Below are 20,841 nucleotides of genomic sequence, written 5' to 3' on the forward strand. Positions count from 1 at the left end.
GGAGCCTCACTCGGCGAGCCAAGCGTCGGAGAAGCTCGGCGTCGACACGGTCGGAAGTGCGCGAGCGCCCTGCACCTTCGGGCTCAGCAGGAAGCTGTTCTGCTGGTCGTAGAGCGGCAGGAGGTAGTGCCCTCCGAGGATGAGGCGCTGGGCCTGTTCGTACTGGGCCGCGCGCTCGGCCGGGTCGCTCGTGGAGGCGGCCGAGGCGAGCAGGGCGTCGATCTCGGGGTTGTTCACCTGGGCGAGGTTCGCGAAGTAGCCGCTCGGTGCCGGGGTGATGCTGTCGGAGTGGTAGAGGATCCGCAGCACGTCGGGGCCGACCTTCGTGTACGGGGCGCTCACGATCTCGTACTCGTGGGCGAACAGCGCGCCGTACCAGCTCGAGAGGTCGAGCAGCGAGATCTGCACGTCGAAGCCGGCCTCCTTGGCGGCCGCCTGCACCTGCTCGAAGAGCGACTGCTCGGCCGGCACCGACTGGTTGGTGCTGACCGGGAACCGCAGCACGAGGCGGGCGCCGTCCTTCATGCGGGTGCCGTCGTCGTCGCGCTCGGTCCAGCCGGCCTCGTCGAGGAGGGCGTCGGCGCGTTCGAGGTCGGTCTCGAAGAGCGCGGGCTCGGAGTAGGCGAGCGCCTCGACCGAGGAGAGCGCCGAGAACGACCGGGCGGCGGTGCCGAAGTAGAGCGCGTCGATGCCGTCGTCGACGGCGGCCGCCGCGATGAACGCCTCGCGCACCCGCTCGTCGTCGAACGGCGCCTGCGACGAGTTCAGCTCGATGCGGTTCGAGGCGCCGGGGCGCGGTGCGTCGAGCCAGGCGAATGCGCCGCTCTCGTCGGCAGCCGCGATCGTGTCGGGCTGCGGGTTGTCGATCACGTCGACCTGGCCGCCCTGCAGGGCGGCGTAGCGCGAGGCGGCGTCGGGCACGAAGCGCCAGTCGATCGCCTCGAGGTACGCGGGGCCGTCGTGCGCGGCGTCGGCGGGCGGCGAGACGTAGTCGTCGTTGCGCACCAGCGAGACCCGCTCCTGCTTGACCCAGCCGTCGACGACGAAGGCGCCGGTGCCGATCGGCGCCTGGCAGTTCTCCTCCATGCCGCGGGCGAGCCCCGCGGGCGACTCGATCGCGAGCCACGGCTGCGAGAGCGACTCGAGCAGGGCGCTGTCGGGCGCGGTGAGCACGAAGCGCGCCACGTCGGACGCGACGACCTCGACGCGGTCGACCTTGCCGAGTGCGAGGTACCCGGTCGACGACTGCGTCGCCGGGTCCTTCAGGTGCTCCATGTTCACCTTGACCGCCTCGGCGTCGAACGGCGTGCCATCGGTGAACTCGACGTCGTCGCGGAGCGTGAACTCCCAGCTGAGCCCGTCGGCGGAGGCCTCCCACGACTCGGCGAGCCACGGGATGATCTCGCCCGACTCGTCGCGTGAGACGAGCGATTCGAGGAACTGGCTCGCGAGCAGCGCCTGCGGGTAGTTGCCGCCGACGTGTGGGTCGAGGCAGCTCGGCTCGGCGTCGCCGCTCGCGTAGCGCAGCGTGCCGCCGGAGACCGGCTCCTCCGAGACCGGGGCTTCGCCCGCCTGGCATCCGGCGAGGAGGACGCCGCCCGCGAGCGCCACGGCGATGAGGCCGATGGCGCGTGTTCGGCGGGCGGGGGGCGTGGCAGTGCGCATCGGAATCCTTGCAGGAGTACTGGGGGAGCGGGCGGGACGAACTCGACCCGGATTCATCCTGACACCGGGCCGGGACCGCGACAAGCAACTTGTTCTATTACCACTAGAATAATAGAGTTCAGCCATGCTCATCCGGCTCGATCCGACCCTCGCGACGCCGCTCGCCGAACAGCTCGCGGGCGGGCTTCGCGCCTCGATCATCGACGGTCGGCTCTCGGGGGGCGAGCGGCTTCCGGCGGCCCGCCGGCTCGCGACCGACCTCGGCGTGAACGTCCACACGGTGCTGCGCGCCTACCACCGGCTGCGCGACGAGCAGCTCATCGAACTGCATCGCGGACGCGGCGCCGTCGTCGCGGTGCGCCTCGGCGGCCATGCCGCACTCGCCGGCGCGATCCACGACCTCGTCGACGAGGCGAAGGGGCACGGCCTGCCCGAGGCGGCCCTCCTCGAGCTCATCCGCGTGGCGTACCGCTCCGCGCCGAGCCCCGCCGGCGTCGTGCGGCCGGCGCCGACACGGTATTCTTGACGGCAACGACATCGATCCGGCCATCACCGGGGAGTCTTCGGCAGAACGCGAACGGCGGCCACGTGGCATCCGATCGTCACTAGAACCGAACGGGGCGGCCCGTCACAGCCGGCAATGAGGGGCCTCTCGAGCAGAGGGGCAAGCGAGGTGGTACCGCGGCGGAGGCTCGATCGAGCAGCCGGCGTCCTCGTGAGAGCATCCGTCCCACAAGGAGCGAGCGTGTACCCCCGTACCCCAGACGACCACGGTGTCGCCCCCTCTCCCGACTTCCCCGCCGTCGAGCGCGAAGTTCTCGAGTTCTGGCTGAACGACGAGACCTTCCAGGCCTCGATCGACCAGCGGGAGGGCGCGCCCGAGTGGGTCTTCTACGACGGCCCGCCGTTCGCCAACGGCCTGCCGCACTACGGCCACCTCCTCACCGGGTACGCGAAAGACCTGTTCCCGCGCTACCAGACCATGCGCGGCCACCAGGTGCACCGTCGCTTCGGCTGGGACACGCACGGCCTGCCCGCCGAGCTCGAGGCCGAGCGGCAGCTCGGCATCACCGACAAGAGCCAGATCGAGGAGATGGGCATCGCGGCCTTCAACCAGGCCGCCCGCGAGTCGGTGCTGCGCTACACGAAGGAGTGGGAGGAGTACGTCACGCGCCAGGCGCGCTGGGTCGACTTCGCCGACGACTACAAGACGCTCGACGTCACCTTCATGGAGAGCGTGATCTGGGCGTTCAAGACGCTCTACGACAAGGGACTCGCCTACGAGGGCTACCGGGTGCTGCCGTACTGCTGGCGCGACCAGACGCCGCTCTCGAACCACGAGCTGCGCATGGACGACGACGTCTACAAGATGCGTCAGGACCAGACGGTCACCGTGACTTTCCCGCTCACGGGAGCGAAGGCCGAGTCGCTCGGCCTCACCGCCGTGCGCGCCCTCGCCTGGACGACGACGCCGTGGACGCTGCCCACGAACTTCGCGCTCGCCGTGGGGCCAGAGATCGAGTATGCGGTCGTGCCCGGCGGGCCGAACGGCACCCCCGATGCGACGGTGCTCCGCGAGGGCGCAGGCGGCGTCGCGGGCGACACCGAGGTGCTCGGTGCCGAGTACTTGCTCGCGATCGACCTCGTCGGCAACTACGCCAAGGAGCTCGGCTACGACTCCGCCGACGAGGCGCGCGCCGCCGTGTCGCGCACCGTTCGCGGCGCCGAGCTCGACGGGGTCACCTACGACCGCCTCTTCGACTACTACGCCGACGTCGAGGCGTACGGGCTCGAGAACGCCTGGCGCATCCTCGTGGCCGACTACGTCACGACCGAAGACGGCACCGGCATCGTGCACCAGGCTCCCGCCTACGGCGAGGAGGACCAGAGGATCGGCGAGGCCGCCGGCATCCCGGTCGTCATCTCGCTCGACGAGGGCGGCCGGTTCCTCCCTGCTGTCACGGATGTCGCGGGGCTCCTCTGGAGCGACGCGAACAAGCCGCTCACCCAGCTGCTGAAGGCCGAGGGCCGACTCCTCCGCCAGGCGAGCTACGAACACTCCTACCCGCACTGCTGGCGCTGCCGCAACCCGCTGATCTACCGCGCCGTCTCGAGCTGGTTCATCAAGGTGCCCGAGTTCAAGGGCCGCATGGGCGAGCTCAACCAAGACATCAACTGGGTTCCCGACAACGTGAAGGACGGCCAGTTCGGCAAGTGGGTCGCCGGCGCCCGCGACTGGTCGATCAGCCGCAACCGCTACTGGGGTTCGCCGATCCCGGTGTGGAAGAGCGACGACCCCGAGCACCCGCGCATCGACGTGTACGGCTCGCTCGAAGAGCTCGAGCGCGACTTCGGCCGGCTGCCGGTGGGGCCGAACGGCGAGCCCGACCTGCACCGCCCGTACATCGACGACCTCACCCGGCCGAACCCCGACGACCCCACGGGGCGCTCGACGATGCGCCGCATCCCCGACATCTTCGACGTCTGGTTCGACTCGGGCTCGATGCCCTTCGCGCAGGTGCACTACCCCTTCGAGAACCGCGAGTGGTTCGACTCGCACAACCCGGCCGACTTCATCGTCGAGTACATCGGGCAGACGCGCGGCTGGTTCTACGTCATGCACGTGCTCTCGACGGCGCTGTTCGACCGACGCGCCTTCTCGAACGTCGTGAGCCACGGCATCGTGCTCGGCAGCGACGGGCAGAAGATGTCGAAGTCGCTGCGCAACTACCCCGACGTCAGCGAGGTGTTCGACCGCGACGGCTCCGACGCGATGCGCTGGTTCCTCATGTCGAGCTCGGTGCTGCGCGGCGGCAACCTCGTCGTCACCGAGGAGGGCATCCGCGAGGGCGTGCGCCAGCTCATGCTGCCGCTCTGGAGCACCTGGTACTTCTTCTCGCTCTACGCCAACACCGCGAAAGACGGCGGCTACGAGGCATCCCGCTCGACCGCATCGACCGACGTGCTCGACCGCTACCTGCTCGCCAAGCTGCGCGATCTCGTCGAGGCCGTCACCGTCGACCTCGACGACTTCGACTCGCCGCTCGCAGCGCAGAAGCTGCGCGACTTCGGCGACGTGCTGACGAACTGGTACGTGCGCCGTTCGCGCGACCGCTTCTGGGGCGGCGTCGCCGATGACGGCGCCGGCCGTGAGGCGTTCGACACGCTCTACACCGTGCTCGAGACGCTCACCCGTCTCGCCGCGCCGCTGCTGCCGCTCGTCAGCGAGAAGGTCTGGCGCGGGCTCACCGGCGGGCGGAGCGTGCACCTGACCGACTGGCCCGATGCGGCCGAGTTCCCGGCCGACCCGGCGCTCGTCGCCGCGATGGACGCCGTCCGCGAGATCAGCTCCTCGGCACTGTCGCTGCGCAAGCAGTCGGGCCGCCGGGTGCGCCTGCCGCTCGCGAAGCTCACGATCGTGAGCGCGGATGCCTCGGCGCTCGCCCCGTTCGAGGCGATTCTCCGCGACGAGCTCAACGTCAAGCGGGTCGAGCTCGTTGCGCTCGACGAGCACAGCGCCGAGCGCTACGGCGTGACCAAGCGGCTCACCGTCAACGCGCGGGCCGCCGGCCCGCGCCTCGGCAGGCAGGTGCAGCAGACGATCCAGGCGGCGCGCAGCGGCGACTGGTCGGTCGCAGGCGACGTGGTCGTCGCGGGCGGCATCGCCCTCGAAGCCGGTGAGTACGAGCTCGTGCTCGAGGCCGGCGGCACGGGCGACGGCGAGAGCGCGCTCGCCCTGCTCGCCGACGGCGGCTTCGTGCTGCTCGACACCGCGACCACCCCCGAGCTCGAGGCCGAGGGCCTCGCGCGCGACGTCGTGCGGGCCGTGCAGGAGGCGCGCAAGGCCGCCGGCCTCGAGGTCGGCGATCGCATCGTGCTCAGCCTCGCGCTCGACGCGGCTGGTGCGGCCGCGACCGAGACCCACCGCGACCTCATCGCGGGCGAGACGCTCGCGACCTCGCTCGAGGTCGTCGCGTCACCGACCGCCGCCGAGTCCGACGCGGCGAAGCCCGTCGGCGACGATTCTCGACTCCTCATCGGATTGGAGCGCGCATGAGCGACGCCGACCACCACGACGCCACCGAGGCCGCCGACGCGGCCGATGCCGTCTACGCCGCGCTCGTCGCGCGGGTGGGCGAGGGGGCGCCCCGCCCGCGTCTCGAGCCGACCCGGCGCGCCGTCGAGCTTCTCGGCGACCCGCACCGCGCCGCCCCCGTGATCCACCTCACGGGTACGAACGGCAAGACGTCGACCAGCCGCATGATCGAGAGCCTGCTGCGGGCCTCCGGCCTCCGCACCGGGCTGCTCACGAGTCCGCATCTCGTGCGGTTCACCGAGCGCATCCGCATCGACGGCGAGTCGGTCTCCGACGAGGCGGTCGCCCGCAACTGGGAGGAGATCCTCCCGTTCGTCGCGATCGTCGACGCCGAGCTCGAGCAGGCCGGGGAATCGCCGCTCACCTTCTTCGAGGCGCTGACGGTGCTCGCGTTCGCGTGCTTCGCCGACGCCCCCGTCGATGTCGTGGTGCTCGAGGTCGGCATGGGCGGCGAGTGGGACTCGACGAACGTCGCCGACGGCCAGGTCGCCGTCTTCACGCCGATCGCGCTCGACCACCAGGCCAGGCTCGGCTCGACCGTCGAGGCGATCGCGCGCACCAAGTCGGGCATCATCAAGCCGGCCGCGGCGGTCGTCACCGCCCGGCAGCCCGACGCCGCGCTGGCGGTGCTCGAGGAGGCCACCGAACTCACCGAGTCGACGCTCGCCGTCGAGGACGACGCCTTCGCGGTCATCAGCCGCACCGTCGCCGTCGGCGGGCAGCTCGTGTCGATCCGCGGGCTGGCGGGGGAGTACCGCGAGCTCTTCCTCCCGCTGTTCGGGGCGCATCAGGCCGAGAACGCGGCCGTCGCGATCGCGGCCGTCGAGGCCTTCATCGGCGGCGGTTCGGTGCGGCTGGCCGACGAGGTCGTCGAGCGGGGGCTCGCCGAGGCGACGTCGCCCGGGCGACTCCAGCTCGTCGGCATCGAGCCGACCGTCCTCGTCGACGCGGCCCACAATCCGCACGGGGCCCGCGCGCTCGTGTCGGCGCTCGACGAGTTCTTCGACTTCGACGAGTTCGCGATCGTCGTCGGCGTCGTCGACGACAAGGACGCCGCCGGCATCATCGACACGCTCGCCGAGCTCGACGGCCCGATGCTCGTCACCGCCCCCGACACGGAGCGGGCGCTGCCCGCCTCGGCTCTCGAGGCGATCGTCACCGAACGCGTCGGCATGAAGCGCACCCTCCTCGTGGAACGGCTCGACGACGCCCTCGAGGAAGCCCGCACCTGGGCCGCCGAGGCGCCGAAGCGCGCCGTGCTCGTGACGGGCTCGATCGTGCTCGTCGGCGAGGCGATGGCGATCGCCGAGGACCGAGAGTGGGGTATGGCATGAGCGACGCGCCTGCTCCGGCAGCATCGCTGCGCTCAGTCCGGCGGAGTCTCGCCTCGATCGTGCTCGCCTTCGAGACGATCGTCGTCTTCCTCGCCGCCCTCGTGATCTGGGGCCTCGCGCAGGGCGGTACCGAGCAGGCGCTGCCGTCGTGGGTCGCCCTCGCCGCGGGCGGCGTGATCATCCTCGGCCTGATCGCGACGATGGGCCTGCTGCGATTCGAGTGGGCCTACGTGCTCGGTTGGACATTGCAGGTGCTCATCGTCGCGTCAGGTTTCCTCAACCCGGCGATGTTCGTCGTCGGGGCCCTCTTCGGCGGCATGTGGTGGTACTGCATGGTCGTCGGCAGCCGAATCGACCGAGAACGCGCGGCGGTCGTCGCGCCAGGAAAGGAACAGCAATGACCACTGCGATCGAAGAGACCCTGGTGATCGTGAAGCCCGACGGGGTCGCCCGCAACCTCACCGGCGAGATCCTCCGCCGCATCGAGGCGAAGGGTTACTCGCTCGTCGACATCCGCCTCGTGCAGGCCGACCGCGAGCTGCTGGCGAAGCACTACGCCGAGCACGAGGGCAAGCCCTTCTACGAGCCGCTCGTCGAGTTCATGCAGTCGGGGCCCGTGGTGGCCATGCGCGTCGCCGGCAACCGTGTGATCGAGGGGTTCCGTGTGCTCGCCGGAACGACCGACCCGACGACCGCCGCCCCCGGCACCATCCGCGGCGACTTCGGCCGCGACTGGGGCCTGAAGGTGCAGCAGAACCTGGTGCACGGCTCCGACTCGGCCGAGTCGGCCGAGCGCGAACTCGCACTCTGGTTCGCCTGAGCCGTTCGACGCTGGTCGAGTAGCGCGCGACGACGGAGCACGCGTATCGAGACCCGGCGAGGCGGTCTCGATACGCTCCTTCGTCGCTACTCGACCACCGATCGTCAGAGGCCCTGGAGATCGATCATGACGCGAGGGATGGCGTTCATCTGCAGCTGCGCCAAGAAGATGACGATCGCGTAGCAGACGAGCGTGATGAGCGGGATCCAGGTGAACCAGCCGGTCGCGAGGCGACGGATGCGTGCCGATGCCGGAATATTGCCCGCGCGGAGGTTGTGCAGCGTCACGACCCAGAAGGTCGGGATCGTGACCGCCCAGGTCAGCATGCACCAGGGGCAGAGCACGTCGAGCACGTAGATGCTCTGGTAGATGAGCCATCCGACGAACACCAGCGCACCGGCCACGCCGACGTTGAAGCCCACCCAGAACCAGCGCGAGAACGTCGCGCCGGCGAGGATCGCCACGCCGATCGTGATGACGACGGGCCAGGCCATGAGGCCGAGGAACGGGTTCGGGAACCCGAACACGGCGCCCTGCCACGACTCGAGGTTCGTGCTGCACCCGACGAGCACGCCCACATTGCAGTTCGGCACATGGGCCGGGTCGGACAGTGTGAGGACCTTCTCGACCGACAGTTCGAACGCGGCGAGGAGGCCGAGCGCCCCTGCGACGATGAGGAAGATCGCCGACGCGACAGGGCGCGAGGCACGAGGGGAGTCGGGCATGCTCGGATTATGGCATGCCGGTTCCCCGCTGCGCTGTGAGACCATGCGATAATCGAAGGAGTCGTCCGGGCCGCGCCCGGTACGGCGCCAACGAAGGCTTTGAGGATGCACCGCATCCGAGTGGGCGGGAGACACCCGCAAGACGTGGCGATCCAGGCACCCGCCGATCGCAGTAGTGAAGGTTCGGCGGTTCCGCACACGGTGGAACCGCTCCAGATGAGTAACGGGACGACGGCGCGGCCGTCGGGACCGGCGTAGGAGTGCACCAGAGATGGTGGAAGGCAACGAGAAGAACACGAACGAACCCGATTCGAGGGGTGGCGCGAAGCGACGCGGCGGCCTGTTTGGCTCCCGCAGGGGCCGCGGCAAAGCGGCCCCGCCGGCAGTCGACGCGATGACGCCGGTCGTCGAGCCCGAGGTCGCGGAGGTCACGCCGGCCGCGATGCCGGCGGCGACCCCGGAGCCCGTGGCGTCCGCGGCGACCGCCATCCCGGCGGCTGCTCCCGAGACGTCGGAGGCGGTGGTCGAGGTCGCTGCGGAGGCCGAGCCGGCGAGCGAGACGGCGGTCTCCCCGATCCCCGCCGCGCTGACGACGACCTCGCTCATCTTCCACGCCCCGCCGGTGTTCGCCGTGCCCGAGCGCGACGAGCGCTCCGAGCGCGACGAGCGGGCGAGTGACGAGGCATCGAGCGTGCGCCGCCGCACGCGGCGTCGTTCGGGCGAGGAGGGGCGCCCGTCGGGCGACGAGCCCGCGAACAACGTCGTGAAGGTGCGCAAGCCCCGCGAGGTCGAGCTCATCACCGAGCCGCAGAAGGTCAAGGGCTCGACGCGTCTCGAGGCCAAGAAGCAGCGCCGCCGGGACGGCCGCGACGCCGGCCGGCGCCGCGCGGTGATCACCGAGGCCGAGTTCCTCGCCCGCCGTGAATCGGTCGACCGTTCGATGGTCGTCCGTGAGAAGGGCGGGCGCATCCAGATCGGCGTGCTCGAAGACGGCGTGCTCGTCGAGCACTACGTGGCCCGCAACCAAGACGCCTCGCTCATCGGCAATGTCTACCTCGGGCGCGTGCAGAACGTACTGCCCTCGATGGAGGCCGCGTTCGTCGACATCGGCCGAGGCCGCAACGCCGTGCTCTACTCGGGCGAGGTCGACTGGGAGGCCGCAGCCGAGAACGGCGAGAAGAACCAGCCGCGCCGCATCGAGCTCGCGCTGAAGCCCGGCGACCGCGTGCTCGTACAGGTCACGAAAGACCCGGTCGGTCACAAGGGCGCCCGTCTGACGAGCCAGATCTCCCTGCCAGGTCGTTACCTCGTGTACGTGCCGAACGGGTCGATGAACGGCATCAGCCGGAAGCTCCCCGACACCGAGCGCGCACGCCTCAAGAAGATCCTCAAAGAGGTGCTGCCCGAGAACCAGGGCGTCATCGTGCGCACCGCCGCCGAGGGTGCGACCGAAGAGCAGCTGACGCTCGACGTCAACCGCCTCATCGCGCAGTGGGCCGACATCTCGAAGACCCTCGAGAAGGTGCAGGCCCCCGCGCTACTGCACTCCGAGCCCGACCTGCTCATCAAGATCGTCCGCGACGTCTTCAACGAGGACTTCCAGAAGATGGTCATCGAGGGCGACGAGGCGCGCCAGACCATCGAGCGTTACCTCCGCGCCGTCGCCCCCGACCTCCTCGAGCGCGTCGAGGCGTACGCGGGTGAGCGCGACTCCTTCGACGAGTTCCGCATCTCGGAGCAGATCGAGAAGGCGCTCGACCGCAAGGTGTGGCTGCCCTCCGGCGGCTCGCTCGTCATCGACCGCACCGAGGCGATGACGGTCGTCGACGTCAACACGGGCAAGTTCGTCGGCTCCGGCGGCAACCTCGAAGAGACGGTCACGAAGAACAACCTCGAGGCCGCCGAAGAGATCGTGCGTCAGCTGCGCCTGCGCGACATCGGCGGCATCATCGTCGTCGACTTCATCGACATGGTGCTCGAGTCGAACCGCGACCTCGTGCTTCGCCGACTCGTCGAGTGCCTCTCGCGCGACCGCACCAAGCACCAGGTCGCCGAGGTCACCTCGCTCGGCCTTGTGCAGATGACGCGGAAGAAGCTCGGCCTCGGGCTCCTCGAGTCGTTCAGCGAGCCCTGCGAGGTGTGCGCCGGGCGCGGCATCATCGTGCACCACGAGCCCGTGATGAAGCACCGCGCCCCGCAGCAGCAGCCCGAGCGTCGTCGCAGCCGCGGCGGCAGCGGCAGCTCGAACGGCGGCGGTCAGCAGCAGCAGGCCGCGCAGCCCGCGGCGGCGAGCGCCCCGCACACCGGCACCCACGCGATCACCGACGACGTGAAGCACGCCCTCGCGCAGATCGCGGCCTCGACCATCCCGCACGCCGAGCCGAAGGGCGACGACGCCGGGCCCGCCGCCGAGCCGCCGACCGCCGGGGTCGCGGCCGTCGCGCCGACCGCCGGCCGCCGCCGCGGTCGCCACCGTCGGGTGTCGCAGGAGCAGGGCACCCCGGAGGCAGGCGCGGCCGGCGACGAGCCCGCATCGGCGTCGACCGGCACCACGGCCGAGACCGAGGTCGCAGCGAAGTCCGCTCCCGAGGCCGAAGCGGCGCCGATCCTGGAGCTGCCCGCACCCGCCGTCGACCGCAAGCGGCCGGTCCATGCAGCCGAGGCCGAGGTGCTCCTCGACTCGGTGCTCGATGCGCTGCCGGCCCCGAAGAAGGCCGGTGAGGGGCGCTCCCGCAGCCGCCGCGTCTCGACCGCGGCGCTCAGCACCGGCGGAGCCCCGCCCGTCATCACCCGGGCCGACGAGGCCGCTGGCGACGAGGCATCCGACCGTTCAGAGTGAGGTTCGGCGCCTGCGGGCGCGCCGCTCGCGCGGCGTGACCCGCAGGCCGCTCCTCGCGAGCCGCACGACGAGCTCGCGGGGTTCGACCGGGAGCGCTCCGGCGGCGACCAGGTCGTCGTAGCGCTCGACCGGCACGTCGTAGTGGTCGAGGTCGAACGATCGCGGCGGCAGCTCGGCGCGGCGCGCGAAGGCGTGCAACTCATCGATCGAGGCGTCGCTCACGAGGTGGGCCCACACGGTGCCGTGCTTCGGCCAGAGCGGCGTGTCGATCAGTATCACGTCAGCCTCCGCTTCGCGCTCGTCGACCTCGCCGAACAGGCGGGGCGAGGAGCTCGGTCATACCGGGATCGTACGCGGGGGAGCACTGCGACGCGCCGGTGGCGCCCGTTTGACCGCATTCGAGTCATCCGGTAAACTCGTCCGTTGGTGCCGCCGCTTATCACGGTGCGCGCCGATTCGCAGTCGATTCTGCACGCAGTTCAACCTGCACAGTGTTTTCTGGCAGTCACCACCCTTCTTCCCGCTGGGGCGACCGCGCAGTGACAATCCCATCAGACAGTCGGAACCCCAGGGTTCCCCAGAGATAGGTACGAGTAGTGGTTTACGCAGTAGTGCGCGCCGGCGGTCGGCAGGAGAAGGTCGAAGTCGGCACCATCGTGACGATGGACCGGATCGCGGCTGACAAGGACGGCAACGTCCAGCTCATCCCGGTGCTCCTCGTCGACGGTGAGAAGATCACCTCCGACGCCAAGTCGCTTGCCAAGGTCACCGTCACCGCCGAGGTCCTGAACGACCTCCGCGGCCCCAAGATCGTGATCCAGAAGTTCAAGAACAAGACCGGCTACAAGAAGCGCCAGGGCCACCGTCAGGAGCTCACGCGCGTCAAGATCACCGGCATCAAGTAGCCCGCGGCGCCTCGAAGGAGAATCAGACATGGCACACAAAAAGGGAGCGAGCTCCACTCGCAACGGTCGTGACTCGAACGCGCAGCGCCTCGGCGTAAAGCGCTTCGGCGGCCAGGTCGTCAGCGCCGGCGAGATCCTCGTCCGCCAGCGCGGCACCCACTTCCACCCGGGTGCGGGCGTCGGTCGCGGTGGCGACGACACGCTCTTCGCGCTCGAGGCCGGCGCGGTGCAGTTCGGCAACAAGGGCGGCCGCAAGGTCGTCAACATCGTGGCGGTCGGCGAATAGTCGACCGGGTTTCGAGACGCCCGCTGCGCGGGCTCCTCAACCTACAAATCGTGTGAGGGCGGGCTTCGGCTCGCCCTCACGTGTTTCATCGCTGAGAAGGGGTACGGAATGGTCAGCTTCGTCGACGAGGTGACGCTGTTCCTGCGCGCCGGGCACGGTGGCAACGGGTGCGTGTCGGTGCGCCGCGAGAAGTTCAAGCCGCTCGCGGGCCCCGACGGCGGCAACGGCGGTCACGGCGGCGACATCGTGCTGGTCGCCGACCCGCAGGTCACCACTCTCCTCGCCTACCACGGTCGCCCCCACCGATCCTCGGCGAACGGGCAGCCCGGCCAGGGCGACAACCGTTCGGGCGCCCTCGGCGAGTCGCTCGAACTTCCGGTGCCAGTCGGCACCGTCGTGAAGGACGAAGACGGCAATGAACTCGCCGACCTCGCCGAGCCCGGACTCCGCTACGTCGCGGCCTCCGGCGGCCTCGGCGGCCTCGGCAACGCGGCCCTCGCGACGACGAAGCGCAAGGCGCCCGGCTTCGCGCTGCTCGGCACCGACGGCGACGAGGTGCAGATCACCCTCGAGCTGAAGAGCATCGCCGACGTCGCCCTCGTCGGGTATCCGAGCGCCGGCAAGTCGAGCCTCATCGCCGCGCTCTCCGCGGCACGGCCGAAGATCGCCGATTACCCGTTCACGACGCTTCATCCGAACCTCGGCGTCGTGCAGGCGGGCGACCACCGCTATACGGTCGCCGACGTGCCGGGCCTCATCGAGGGCGCGAGCGAGGGCAAGGGGCTCGGCCTCGAGTTCCTCCGCCACGTCGAGCGCTGCTCGGCGCTGCTGCACGTCCTCGACTGCGCCACGCTCGAGCCCGGTCGTGACCCGCTCAGCGACCTCGATGTCATCCTCGCCGAACTCGGCGCCTACCCGGTGCCCGAGGGGCAGGTTCCGCTGCTCGAGCGCCCGCAGATCGTCGCGCTGAACAAGATCGACGTGCCCGAGGCGCGCGAGCTGGCCGAGTTCGTGCGGCCCGACCTCGAAGCGCGGGGCTACCGCGTGTTCGAGATCTCGACGGTGAGCCACGAGGGGCTGCGCCAGCTCGGCTTCGCCCTCGGCGAGCTCGTCGACCACGCCCGCATCGCCGCCGCCGCAGCGCCGGCGCCCGAGCGCATCGTCATCCGCCCGAAGGCGGTCGACCAGGTCGAATTCACCGTGCGAGCCGAGGGTGGCAGCTACGGCACGCTCTACCGCGTGCTCGGCAAGAAGCCCGAGCGGTGGGTGCAGCAGACCGACTTCGCGAACGACGAGGCCGTCGGCTTCCTCGCCGACCGCCTCGCGAAGCTCGGCGTCGAAGACCAACTCGTTCGCGCCGGCGCCGTCGCCGGCTCCACCGTCGTCATCGGCAAGGGGCAGGGCGTCGTCTTCGACTGGGAGCCGACGCTCACCTCGACGGCCGAGCTCATCACCGCACCGCGCGGCACCGATGTGCGCCTCGACGACAACCGTCGTGCGACCCGTGCCGAGCGCAAGAGCGACTACCACGAGCGCATGGACGCGAAGGCCGAGGCGCGTGCCGAGCTCGAGCGCGAGCGCGAGGCGGGTCTCTGGGCCGACGGCGACGGCGATGCCGACACCGTCGGCGACGTCGTCGAGACCGGCTCGGAGGCGGGCTCGGGCGACGAGGGCGAGCGGTGACCGTACGCACGCGCGCCGAGATCGCCTCGGCACGGCGCATCGTCGTGAAGGTCGGCTCCTCGTCGATCAGCGGCGAGAACGCCGGCCAGATCGCATCGCTCGTCGAGGCGCTGGCCGCCGCGCACGCCCGCGGCGTCGAGGTCGTGCTCGTGTCATCCGGGGCGATCGCGACCGGCATGCCCTACCTGCGTCTCGACTCGCGACCCAGCGACCTCGCCACGCAGCAGGCCGCTGCCTCGGTCGGCCAGAACCTGCTGGTCGTGCGCTATCAGGACGCGCTCGACCGATTCGACATCATCGCGGGACAGGTGCTCCTCACCGCGACCGACCTCGAGAACGAGACCCCGCGCCACAATGCGCAGCGGGCGATGGATCGTCTGCTCGCACTGCGCATCCTGCCCATCGTGAACGAGAACGACACCGTCGCGACCCACGAGATCCGCTTCGGCGACAACGACCGTCTCGCGGCCCTCGTCGCCGAGCTCATCGGGGCCGATCTGCTCGTGCTGCTCTCCGACGTCGATGCCCTCTACACCAAGCCGCCGCACCTCGAGGGTGCCGTGCGGATAGCGCACGTCCCGCACGGCGACGTGCTCGCCGGCGTCGAGATCGGTTCGGTCGGCCGCGCCGGAGTCGGCACCGGGGGAGCGGAGACGAAGGTCTCCGCCGCTCGCATCGCCGCCGACGCGGGCGCCGCCGTGCTCATCACCGCGACGCCGCTCGTCGCCGAGGCCCTCGCCGGGGTCGAGATCGGCACCTGGTTCGACCCGGCTCCCGCTGCCGGCTGACGTTCGTCACACGGTGAGCGGGGCACCGCCCCTCGCCTAGGCTGGTGCCATGGAGCATCCCGACCTCGACCTCGCCGTGCTCGATGAGCGCTTCGCCGCTGCGAAGGCGGCCTCGTACCTGCTCGCCCGCGCCTCCACCGCCGAGAAGGATGTCGCGCTCGAGCAGGTCTCGGCGCTCCTGCGGGAGCGCGCCGACGAGGTGGTCGCGGCGAACGCGCGCGACCTCGAGGCCGGCCGTGCGAACGGCCTCTCCGACGGACTTCTCGATCGGCTGACCCTCGACGTGCGCCGGGTCGAGTCGCTCGCCGATGCTGTGCTCGAGGTGATCGCCCTCACCGACCCGATCGGCGAGACGGTGAGCGGCCGCTCGCTGCCGAGCGGGGTGCGTATCGACCAGGTGCGGGTGCCGCTCGGCGTCGTCGGCGCGATCTACGAGGCGCGCCCGAACGTCACGATCGACATCGCGGTGCTCTCGCTGAAGAGCGGCAACGCCGTGGTGCTCCGCGGCGGCAGCGCCGCCGAGCAGACCAATCAGGTGCTCGTCGGCGTGCTGCGCGACGCCCTCGAGCTGGCCGGTCTTCCCGGCGACGCGGTGCAGACCGTCGACGACTTCGGCCGCGCCGGTGCCCGTCACCTGATGCAGGCCCGTGAGTACGTCGACGTGCTGATCCCTCGGGGGAGCGCCGGACTCATTCGCGCGGTCGTCGACGAGGCGCGGGTGCCCGTCATCGAGACGGGGGCCGGCGTCGTGCACATGTTCCTCGACGAGAGTGCGCCCGAGCAGTGGGCGGTCGAGCTCGTGCACAACGCGAAGGTGCAGCGGCCGAGCGTCTGCAACGCGCTCGAGACGCTGCTGGTGCACCGGGCCTCCGCCGAGCGACTGCTGCCGTCGGTGATCGACCGGCTCGAGGCATCCGGCGTCACCGTGCACGCCGACGAACGTGTGCGCGCCCTGCGGCCCGAGGCGTTGCCCGTCACCGACGAGGACTGGGCGACCGAGCACATGAGCCTCGACATCTCGGTCGGCATCGTCGACTCGCTCGACGAGGCGCTCGCGCACATCCGCCGCTACTCGACCAAGCACACCGAGGCGATCGTCACGAACGACCTCGGCAACGCCGAGCGCTTCCTCAACGAGGTCGACGCCGCCGCGGTCATGGTGAACGCCTCGACGCGGTTCACCGACGGCTCGGAGTTCGGCTTCGGCGCGGAGGTCGGCATCTCGACCCAGAAGCTGCACGCACGCGGGCCTATGGGCCTGCCGCAGCTCACGAGCACCAAGTGGATCGTGCGCGGCGCCGGCCACGTGCGCGCCTGAGCCCGTCGTGACTCCCGTTCTCGCTAGACTGTCGGGAGCGTTACCAGCAGGATTCGAAAGGAACGGCCGAATGAGCCTCACCACCGCAGCGTTGACCGGCACGGTGCTCACCGAGACGGTGCACGCCCGGGAGCTTCCGATGGAGGCCTGGATGTACGGGCTCGTCGCGCTGATCATCTTCGCCGCGCTCGGCATCGTCACCGCGTCGTACCGCGATGTCGCGAACCGTCACCGGGCGAAGGCCGAGGCCTACGCGGCCCGCCACTCCGGAGACGGGCACGGCCACTGAGGCGAGCGGTCGCACCGTGACGGGCTCGGGCCGCCGGCCCCGCGTGGGGGTCATGGGCGGCACGTTCGATCCCATCCATCACGGCCACCTCGTGGCCGCGAGCGAGGTCGCGCAGTCGCTCGATCTCGATGAGGTCGTCTTCGTGCCGACCGGGCAGCCGAGCTACAAGTCGGTCGTCACGACGGCTGAGCACCGCTACCTGATGACGGTGATCGCGACCGCGTCGAACCCGCGGTTCACCGTGAGCCGCGTCGACATCGACCGGCCGAAGGCCACCTTCACGATCGACACCCTGCGAGACATCCGCCGTGAACGACCCGATGCCGATCTGTTCTTCATCACGGGGGCCGACGCAATCGCGCAGATCCTCTCGTGGAAGGACGTCGACGAGCTCTGGGAGCTTGCGCACTTCGTTGCTGTGAGTCGTCCGGGACATGTGCTGAGTGTTACTGGTTTGCCGGAGCAAGACGTAAGCTTGCTTGAAGTTCCGGCGCTTGCGATCTCGTCGACCGATTGTCGGAGCAGGGTGCGCCGGGGTTTCCCGGTGTGGTACTTGGTGCCCGATGGGGTCGTCCAGTACATCTCCAAGCACCATCTCTACCGGAGTGTCGAATGACGTCGTCCAACGAACCGCAGCTCACGCGCCGCGAGCTGCGCGAGCTCGAACGCCTGCGGGAACAGCAGGCCGGTGCGGCGACCCCTGATCAGGCCTCCCCTCCTGCCGTCGCGCCCGTGCACGCAGCTCCCCCCGCGCCGGCACCTGCGGCGCCGCCGCAGTATGCGCCTCAGCCGGTCGCCCCGCAGCCGGTCGCAGCTCCGATGCTTCCTGCGCAGCCGCCGGCTCAGGCACCGCAGCAGCAGATCCCCGCGGCGTACCCGGCCTCCGGTCAGGGCTTCGCGCCACCTCGGCCTGCCGGCGGATTCGGTCAGGCGGCGCCGCTGACCGCCGTTCCTCCGCAGGCGCCGCAGAACCCGTTCGCCCCGCGGCCCTCGGCGCCGCCCGCGGCCGAGGCCCCGTCGCAGCCTGCGGTCCCTGCGGCAGCCCAGGCGCCGTCGCCGTCAATGCCCTCCGCCCCCGAGCGCACGCTGACGCGACGCGAGTTGCGGGCGATGCTCGACGGCGCCCAGCTCGACGACTTCGACGACGAGTTCGATGACGAGCCGGTCGCCCCGACGGCAGTCGCATCCGCTGCCCCCGGCGCTCCCGGCGTGCACGGCGTGCCGCCGCACCAGCCCCAAGCGGCACAGCCACAGCGGCTCCCGCAGGCGATGCCCGCTTCCCTGGCGACGCCGCAGCCGGCCGTGAACCCTCTTGTCGATGCGAGCGTTCCGAACCTTCCCGGTGTCAGCGCGGGCTCTCCCGGCCACTGGACGTCGCAACTCAACGTCCCCGCGGCAGAAGACCGCGCCGAACCGTTCGACCAGATGCTCTCGCGCGGCGCGCTGAGCCACGGCGTGCCGACGACGACGAACGCGCTCATCCTGCCGTCGCTGCCCGACCAGGGCGCGTTCGGCAATCAGCTCTCCCAGCCCGGCGAGGTGCTCGCGACGGGCTCGATCGACCTGCCCCGCAGCTACGGCGCGACCGGCGTGCATCCGAGCCAAGTCGACTCCTCCGACGTCGACCGCCTTTTCGAGCATCAGGTCGAAGACGTGGGCACCGGGGTCGCCCCGGTCGCGGCGACCCGCGCGATCAGCACGCAGGGCGCGGCGCGCACCATGATCTCCCCGCCGAAGAAGGAGGGCATGAACGTGCCTCTCGTTCTCGCCGTCACCGCGGGCGTGCTCGCACTCGGTGTCGTCGGCACCCTCGTCATCGGAGCGATGACCGGCCTGTTCTGACCGGTCCCGCACCACCACTCGCACACCGGAAATGAGCGTATGACCGCCTCCACCCAGGCCCTCGACTCCCTCGCACGCGCGGTTCGCGCGGCCGACGCGAAGGGCGGCGAAGATCTGGTCGCGCTGGATGTCTCGCGCCCGCTCCCGTTCGCCGACGTGTTCCTGCTCGTCACCGGCACCTCCGAGCGCAACGTCGTCGCCATCGCCGACGGAATCGAGGAGGCGCTCGGCCGCGCCGGGCGCCGCGAGGGCCACGCCGGCGGGCGATGGGTGCTGCTCGACTTCGGCGACCTCGTCGTGCACGTGTTCCATCAGGAGGAGCGCATGTACTACGGCCTCGAGCGCCTCTGGAACGACTGCCCGGCACTGCCGGTCGAGCCGCTCCTCGCGGCGAACCCCTGATCGGGGCGGCCTTCGCCGGCTGAGACTCGCTCGATTTCGTTTCGGTCGGAAGGCTGGTGTAAGCTCGAATCGTTGGGCCGCGAGAGCGTGAAGCCAACGAAATGGGTCTGTGGCGCAGCTGGTAGCGCACCTGCATGGCATGCAGGGGGTCAGGGGTTCGAGTCCCCTCAGATCCACCAAAAACCCCTGATGAATCGCAAGATTTGTCAGGGGTTCTTTCGTTGAAAATGGCCGAAAAGGGGCCTTTGGGGCCTCTTTGGGGCCTTTTTCAAAACGATGACGGGCCGTCACAGGCATCCACATGCGAAGTCCTGAGACGGCTGGCATTTCGGCTTGATGCGCACTCCTGAGGAGTATGAGCACATCAACCCAACCCACCGTTCCGGCATCCCGGTTCGTCGACGAGCTCGGGGACTACCTCAGCGTCGATGAGCTGGCGCAGTACTTGCAGCTGTCCAAAGAGACGATCTACCACTGGCGTCTCGAAGGAACCGGCCCGAAGGCCACCAAGCTCGGCAAGCACCTGCGATACAGCCGCGAAAACGTTCAGGCCTGGCTTCGGGCCAGAACGGACCGACGGTGACCCCGGTGATGGCCTCCTACTCTGCGAAGACAGAGGGCGATTGCAATGCCACGCACCAAAATGGAACCAGGCTCACACGGGGAGATCTCGTACCACGACCTGCCAGACGGACGGATTCGCGGCACCGTCAAGTTCCGTCGCATCGATGGGAGCTACGGCAAGCTCCGCATCCGTGCGGCCTCCAAGGCTCGAGCACGGCGGATGCTGATCGAAGCGGTTGGCGACGAATACGAAGCCGCCCACACGACGGGCGACGGGCTGACTCCTGACTCGCTCTTCGTCGAGCTCGCTCACGAGTATATGGAGCATGTGGCGTTCACCGGCGATCAACGCGACACGACACGGCACGAGAACCGGCGACTGATCGAGAAGAAGATCGCGCCGTTGATGGGAGAGCTCGCCCTTCGGGAGATCAAGGCGAGCACGATCCTGCGGGTCTACAAGTCCATCCACCGGGAGACGCCTCGACAGGCGGATACCTGCAAGGCACTGATTAGCCAGATCTGTTCATACGCCGTCATGAACGACCTCATGGTGGCCAATCCTGCTCGGGAGGTGAAGAGTGTCAAGCGACGGCCGAAGCCGATCTACGCCCCTGATGCCGTGGAGTTGGAACAATTCCGCGCGATCATTCGCGACTACCAGAACCGCGACGACCGGATGGGGCCGCGGCCGTCGGATCTGCTCGGTGATGTGGTCGATCTGATCTTGGCCACTGGTGCTCGAGTGAGCGAGGCAGTTGGACTCAAGTGGCAGTTCGTTGACCTCGAGTCGGAGCGGCCGAGCATCACCATCGCAGGCAAGATCTTGGACTCCAAGGGGCAGCCCAAGCACTACGAGGACTATCTCAAGTCGGAGTCGGGCTGGCGGTGCATTTCGGTGCCAGTGGAGCTCGTTCCCATGCTCCGGCGTCGCCGGCTTGCGTCAGGGGGAAATGAGTTCGTCTTTCACACGCGGACCGGAGCGCCGAACGGCACCCAGGATGTCCATCGATCGTTGCGACGGGTGCGGGAATGGGCCCACCTCGACGAGGAGCTCGTGCCGCACGCGCTCCGCAAATCGGCAGTGACCGTTGTCGCTGACGCGCTGGGCATTGAAGGGGCCGCGCAGTTCGCCGGCCACAAACGTTCTCGCGTCACCGAGCAGTACTACGCGAAGCGCGCTGTGCAGGCGCCCGATACCTCGATGGTGCTCGGGCAGCTCCAGCGCCCTCGACACGAGGCAGGTGCTGTGGTCAGCATCGACAGTCGGCGCTGGGGGCAGTAA

The 20,841-nt window shown here is 69.8% G+C and carries 20 protein-coding genes and 1 tRNA gene; 18 read left to right on the top strand and 3 right to left on the bottom strand.

What is annotated here, in order from left to right; genetic code table 11:
- Nucleotides 1-6: 6 nt before the first annotated feature.
- Nucleotides 7-1,665, bottom strand: coding sequence for an ABC transporter substrate-binding protein (locus H516_RS0102075; RefSeq protein ID WP_022888069.1), 1,659 nt, complete (start codon nt 1,663-1,665; stop codon nt 7-9).
- Between the two features lie 124 nt (nt 1,666-1,789).
- Between H516_RS0102075 and H516_RS17730 the strand changes: the two genes are divergently transcribed.
- The 5 genes from H516_RS17730 (at nt 1,790) to ndk (ending at nt 7,915) form a co-directional block, all read left to right on the top strand.
- Nucleotides 1,790-2,191 carry a GntR family transcriptional regulator gene (locus H516_RS17730; protein WP_022888070.1) on the top strand — a complete coding sequence of 134 codons (402 nt, stop codon included), beginning with the start codon at nt 1,790-1,792 and terminating at the stop codon, nt 2,189-2,191.
- A 219-nt stretch (nt 2,192-2,410) separates the two neighbouring features.
- Nucleotides 2,411-5,722 (top strand): isoleucine--tRNA ligase, encoded by a 3,312-nt coding sequence (ileS, locus tag H516_RS0102085; protein WP_022888071.1) that lies wholly within the window; start codon nt 2,411-2,413, stop codon nt 5,720-5,722.
- Nucleotides 5,719-7,095 (top strand): bifunctional folylpolyglutamate synthase/dihydrofolate synthase, encoded by a 1,377-nt coding sequence (locus H516_RS0102090; RefSeq protein WP_022888072.1) that lies wholly within the window; start codon nt 5,719-5,721, stop codon nt 7,093-7,095. Before ileS ends, H516_RS0102090 begins: the two co-directional genes overlap by 4 nt.
- Nucleotides 7,092-7,496: a DUF4233 domain-containing protein gene (locus H516_RS17735; protein ID WP_022888073.1), complete on the top strand. Its 405-nt coding sequence runs from the start codon at nt 7,092-7,094 to the stop codon at nt 7,494-7,496. Before H516_RS0102090 ends, H516_RS17735 begins: the two co-directional genes overlap by 4 nt.
- Nucleotides 7,493-7,915 carry a nucleoside-diphosphate kinase gene (gene ndk / locus H516_RS0102100; protein WP_026378307.1) on the top strand — a complete coding sequence of 141 codons (423 nt, stop codon included), beginning with the start codon at nt 7,493-7,495 and terminating at the stop codon, nt 7,913-7,915. The genes H516_RS17735 and ndk overlap by 4 nt, the downstream gene beginning before the upstream one ends.
- Nucleotides 7,916-8,019: 104 nt before the next feature.
- On the opposite strand, the gene H516_RS0102105 is transcribed toward ndk, so the two are convergent.
- Nucleotides 8,020-8,640 (bottom strand): vitamin K epoxide reductase family protein, encoded by a 621-nt coding sequence (locus H516_RS0102105; RefSeq protein WP_022888075.1) that lies wholly within the window; start codon nt 8,638-8,640, stop codon nt 8,020-8,022.
- A gap of 271 nt (nt 8,641-8,911) precedes the next feature.
- Here H516_RS0102105 and H516_RS17740 point away from each other — a divergent pair, with 271 nt between their 5' ends.
- On the top strand, nt 8,912-11,479 hold the full coding sequence (locus H516_RS17740; protein WP_084620180.1) for an Rne/Rng family ribonuclease: 2,568 nt from the start codon (nt 8,912-8,914) through the stop codon (nt 11,477-11,479).
- On the opposite strand, the gene H516_RS0102115 is transcribed toward H516_RS17740, so the two are convergent.
- Entirely contained in the window at nt 11,471-11,758 is a 288-nt protein-coding gene (locus H516_RS0102115) for a DUF4031 domain-containing protein (protein ID WP_022888077.1), read from the bottom strand. The two genes, H516_RS17740 and H516_RS0102115, sit on opposite strands and share 9 nt — an antisense overlap.
- Before the next feature lie 317 nt (nt 11,759-12,075).
- Here H516_RS0102115 and rplU point away from each other — a divergent pair, with 317 nt between their 5' ends.
- The 12 genes from rplU to H516_RS0102175 all read left to right on the top strand — a co-directional run bounded on the left by rplU (nt 12,076) and on the right by H516_RS0102175 (nt 20,841).
- The gene (gene rplU / locus H516_RS0102120; protein ID WP_022888078.1) at nt 12,076-12,384 is read left to right on the top strand and encodes a 50S ribosomal protein L21; all 309 of its coding nucleotides are present in this window, start codon (nt 12,076-12,078) and stop codon (nt 12,382-12,384) included.
- A gap of 28 nt (nt 12,385-12,412) precedes the next feature.
- Nucleotides 12,413-12,670 carry a 50S ribosomal protein L27 gene (gene rpmA / locus H516_RS0102125; RefSeq protein WP_022888079.1) on the top strand — a complete coding sequence of 86 codons (258 nt, stop codon included), beginning with the start codon at nt 12,413-12,415 and terminating at the stop codon, nt 12,668-12,670.
- Nucleotides 12,671-12,778: 108 nt separating this feature from the next.
- Nucleotides 12,779-14,353 (top strand): GTPase ObgE, encoded by a 1,575-nt coding sequence (gene obgE, locus H516_RS0102130; RefSeq protein WP_022888080.1) that lies wholly within the window; start codon nt 12,779-12,781, stop codon nt 14,351-14,353.
- Entirely contained in the window at nt 14,350-15,141 is a 792-nt protein-coding gene (gene proB / locus H516_RS0102135; protein ID WP_022888081.1) for a glutamate 5-kinase, read from the top strand. Before obgE ends, proB begins: the two co-directional genes overlap by 4 nt.
- A gap of 49 nt (nt 15,142-15,190) precedes the next feature.
- On the top strand, nt 15,191-16,459 hold the full coding sequence (locus H516_RS0102140; RefSeq protein WP_022888082.1) for a glutamate-5-semialdehyde dehydrogenase: 1,269 nt from the start codon (nt 15,191-15,193) through the stop codon (nt 16,457-16,459).
- Between the two features lie 70 nt (nt 16,460-16,529).
- Nucleotides 16,530-16,748: a hypothetical protein gene (locus H516_RS0102145; RefSeq protein WP_022888083.1), complete on the top strand. Its 219-nt coding sequence runs from the start codon at nt 16,530-16,532 to the stop codon at nt 16,746-16,748.
- Nucleotides 16,675-17,364, top strand: a complete 690-nt coding sequence (gene nadD / locus H516_RS0102150; protein ID WP_084620183.1) for a nicotinate-nucleotide adenylyltransferase — start codon at nt 16,675-16,677, stop codon at nt 17,362-17,364. The genes H516_RS0102145 and nadD overlap by 74 nt, the downstream gene beginning before the upstream one ends.
- Entirely contained in the window at nt 17,361-18,590 is a 1,230-nt protein-coding gene (locus tag H516_RS21960) for a hypothetical protein (RefSeq protein WP_157432110.1), read from the top strand. Before nadD ends, H516_RS21960 begins: the two co-directional genes overlap by 4 nt.
- 39 nt (nt 18,591-18,629) lie before the next feature.
- A complete protein-coding gene (rsfS, locus tag H516_RS0102160) occupies nt 18,630-18,992 on the top strand; it encodes a ribosome silencing factor (protein ID WP_022888086.1) in 363 nt (120 codons plus the stop codon).
- Nucleotides 18,993-19,095: 103 nt separating this feature from the next.
- Nucleotides 19,096-19,171: transfer RNA gene (locus H516_RS0102165), tRNA-Ala, on the top strand.
- A 176-nt stretch (nt 19,172-19,347) separates the two neighbouring features.
- Nucleotides 19,348-19,575, top strand: coding sequence for a helix-turn-helix transcriptional regulator (locus tag H516_RS17745; protein WP_022888087.1), 228 nt, complete (start codon nt 19,348-19,350; stop codon nt 19,573-19,575).
- 45 nt (nt 19,576-19,620) lie between these two features.
- Nucleotides 19,621-20,841, top strand: coding sequence for a tyrosine-type recombinase/integrase (locus tag H516_RS0102175; RefSeq protein WP_084620186.1), 1,221 nt, complete (start codon nt 19,621-19,623; stop codon nt 20,839-20,841).

It is taken from the genome of Agromyces italicus DSM 16388 (assembly GCF_000421545.1).
Classification (GTDB): Bacteria; Actinomycetota; Actinomycetes; order Actinomycetales; family Microbacteriaceae; genus Agromyces; species Agromyces italicus.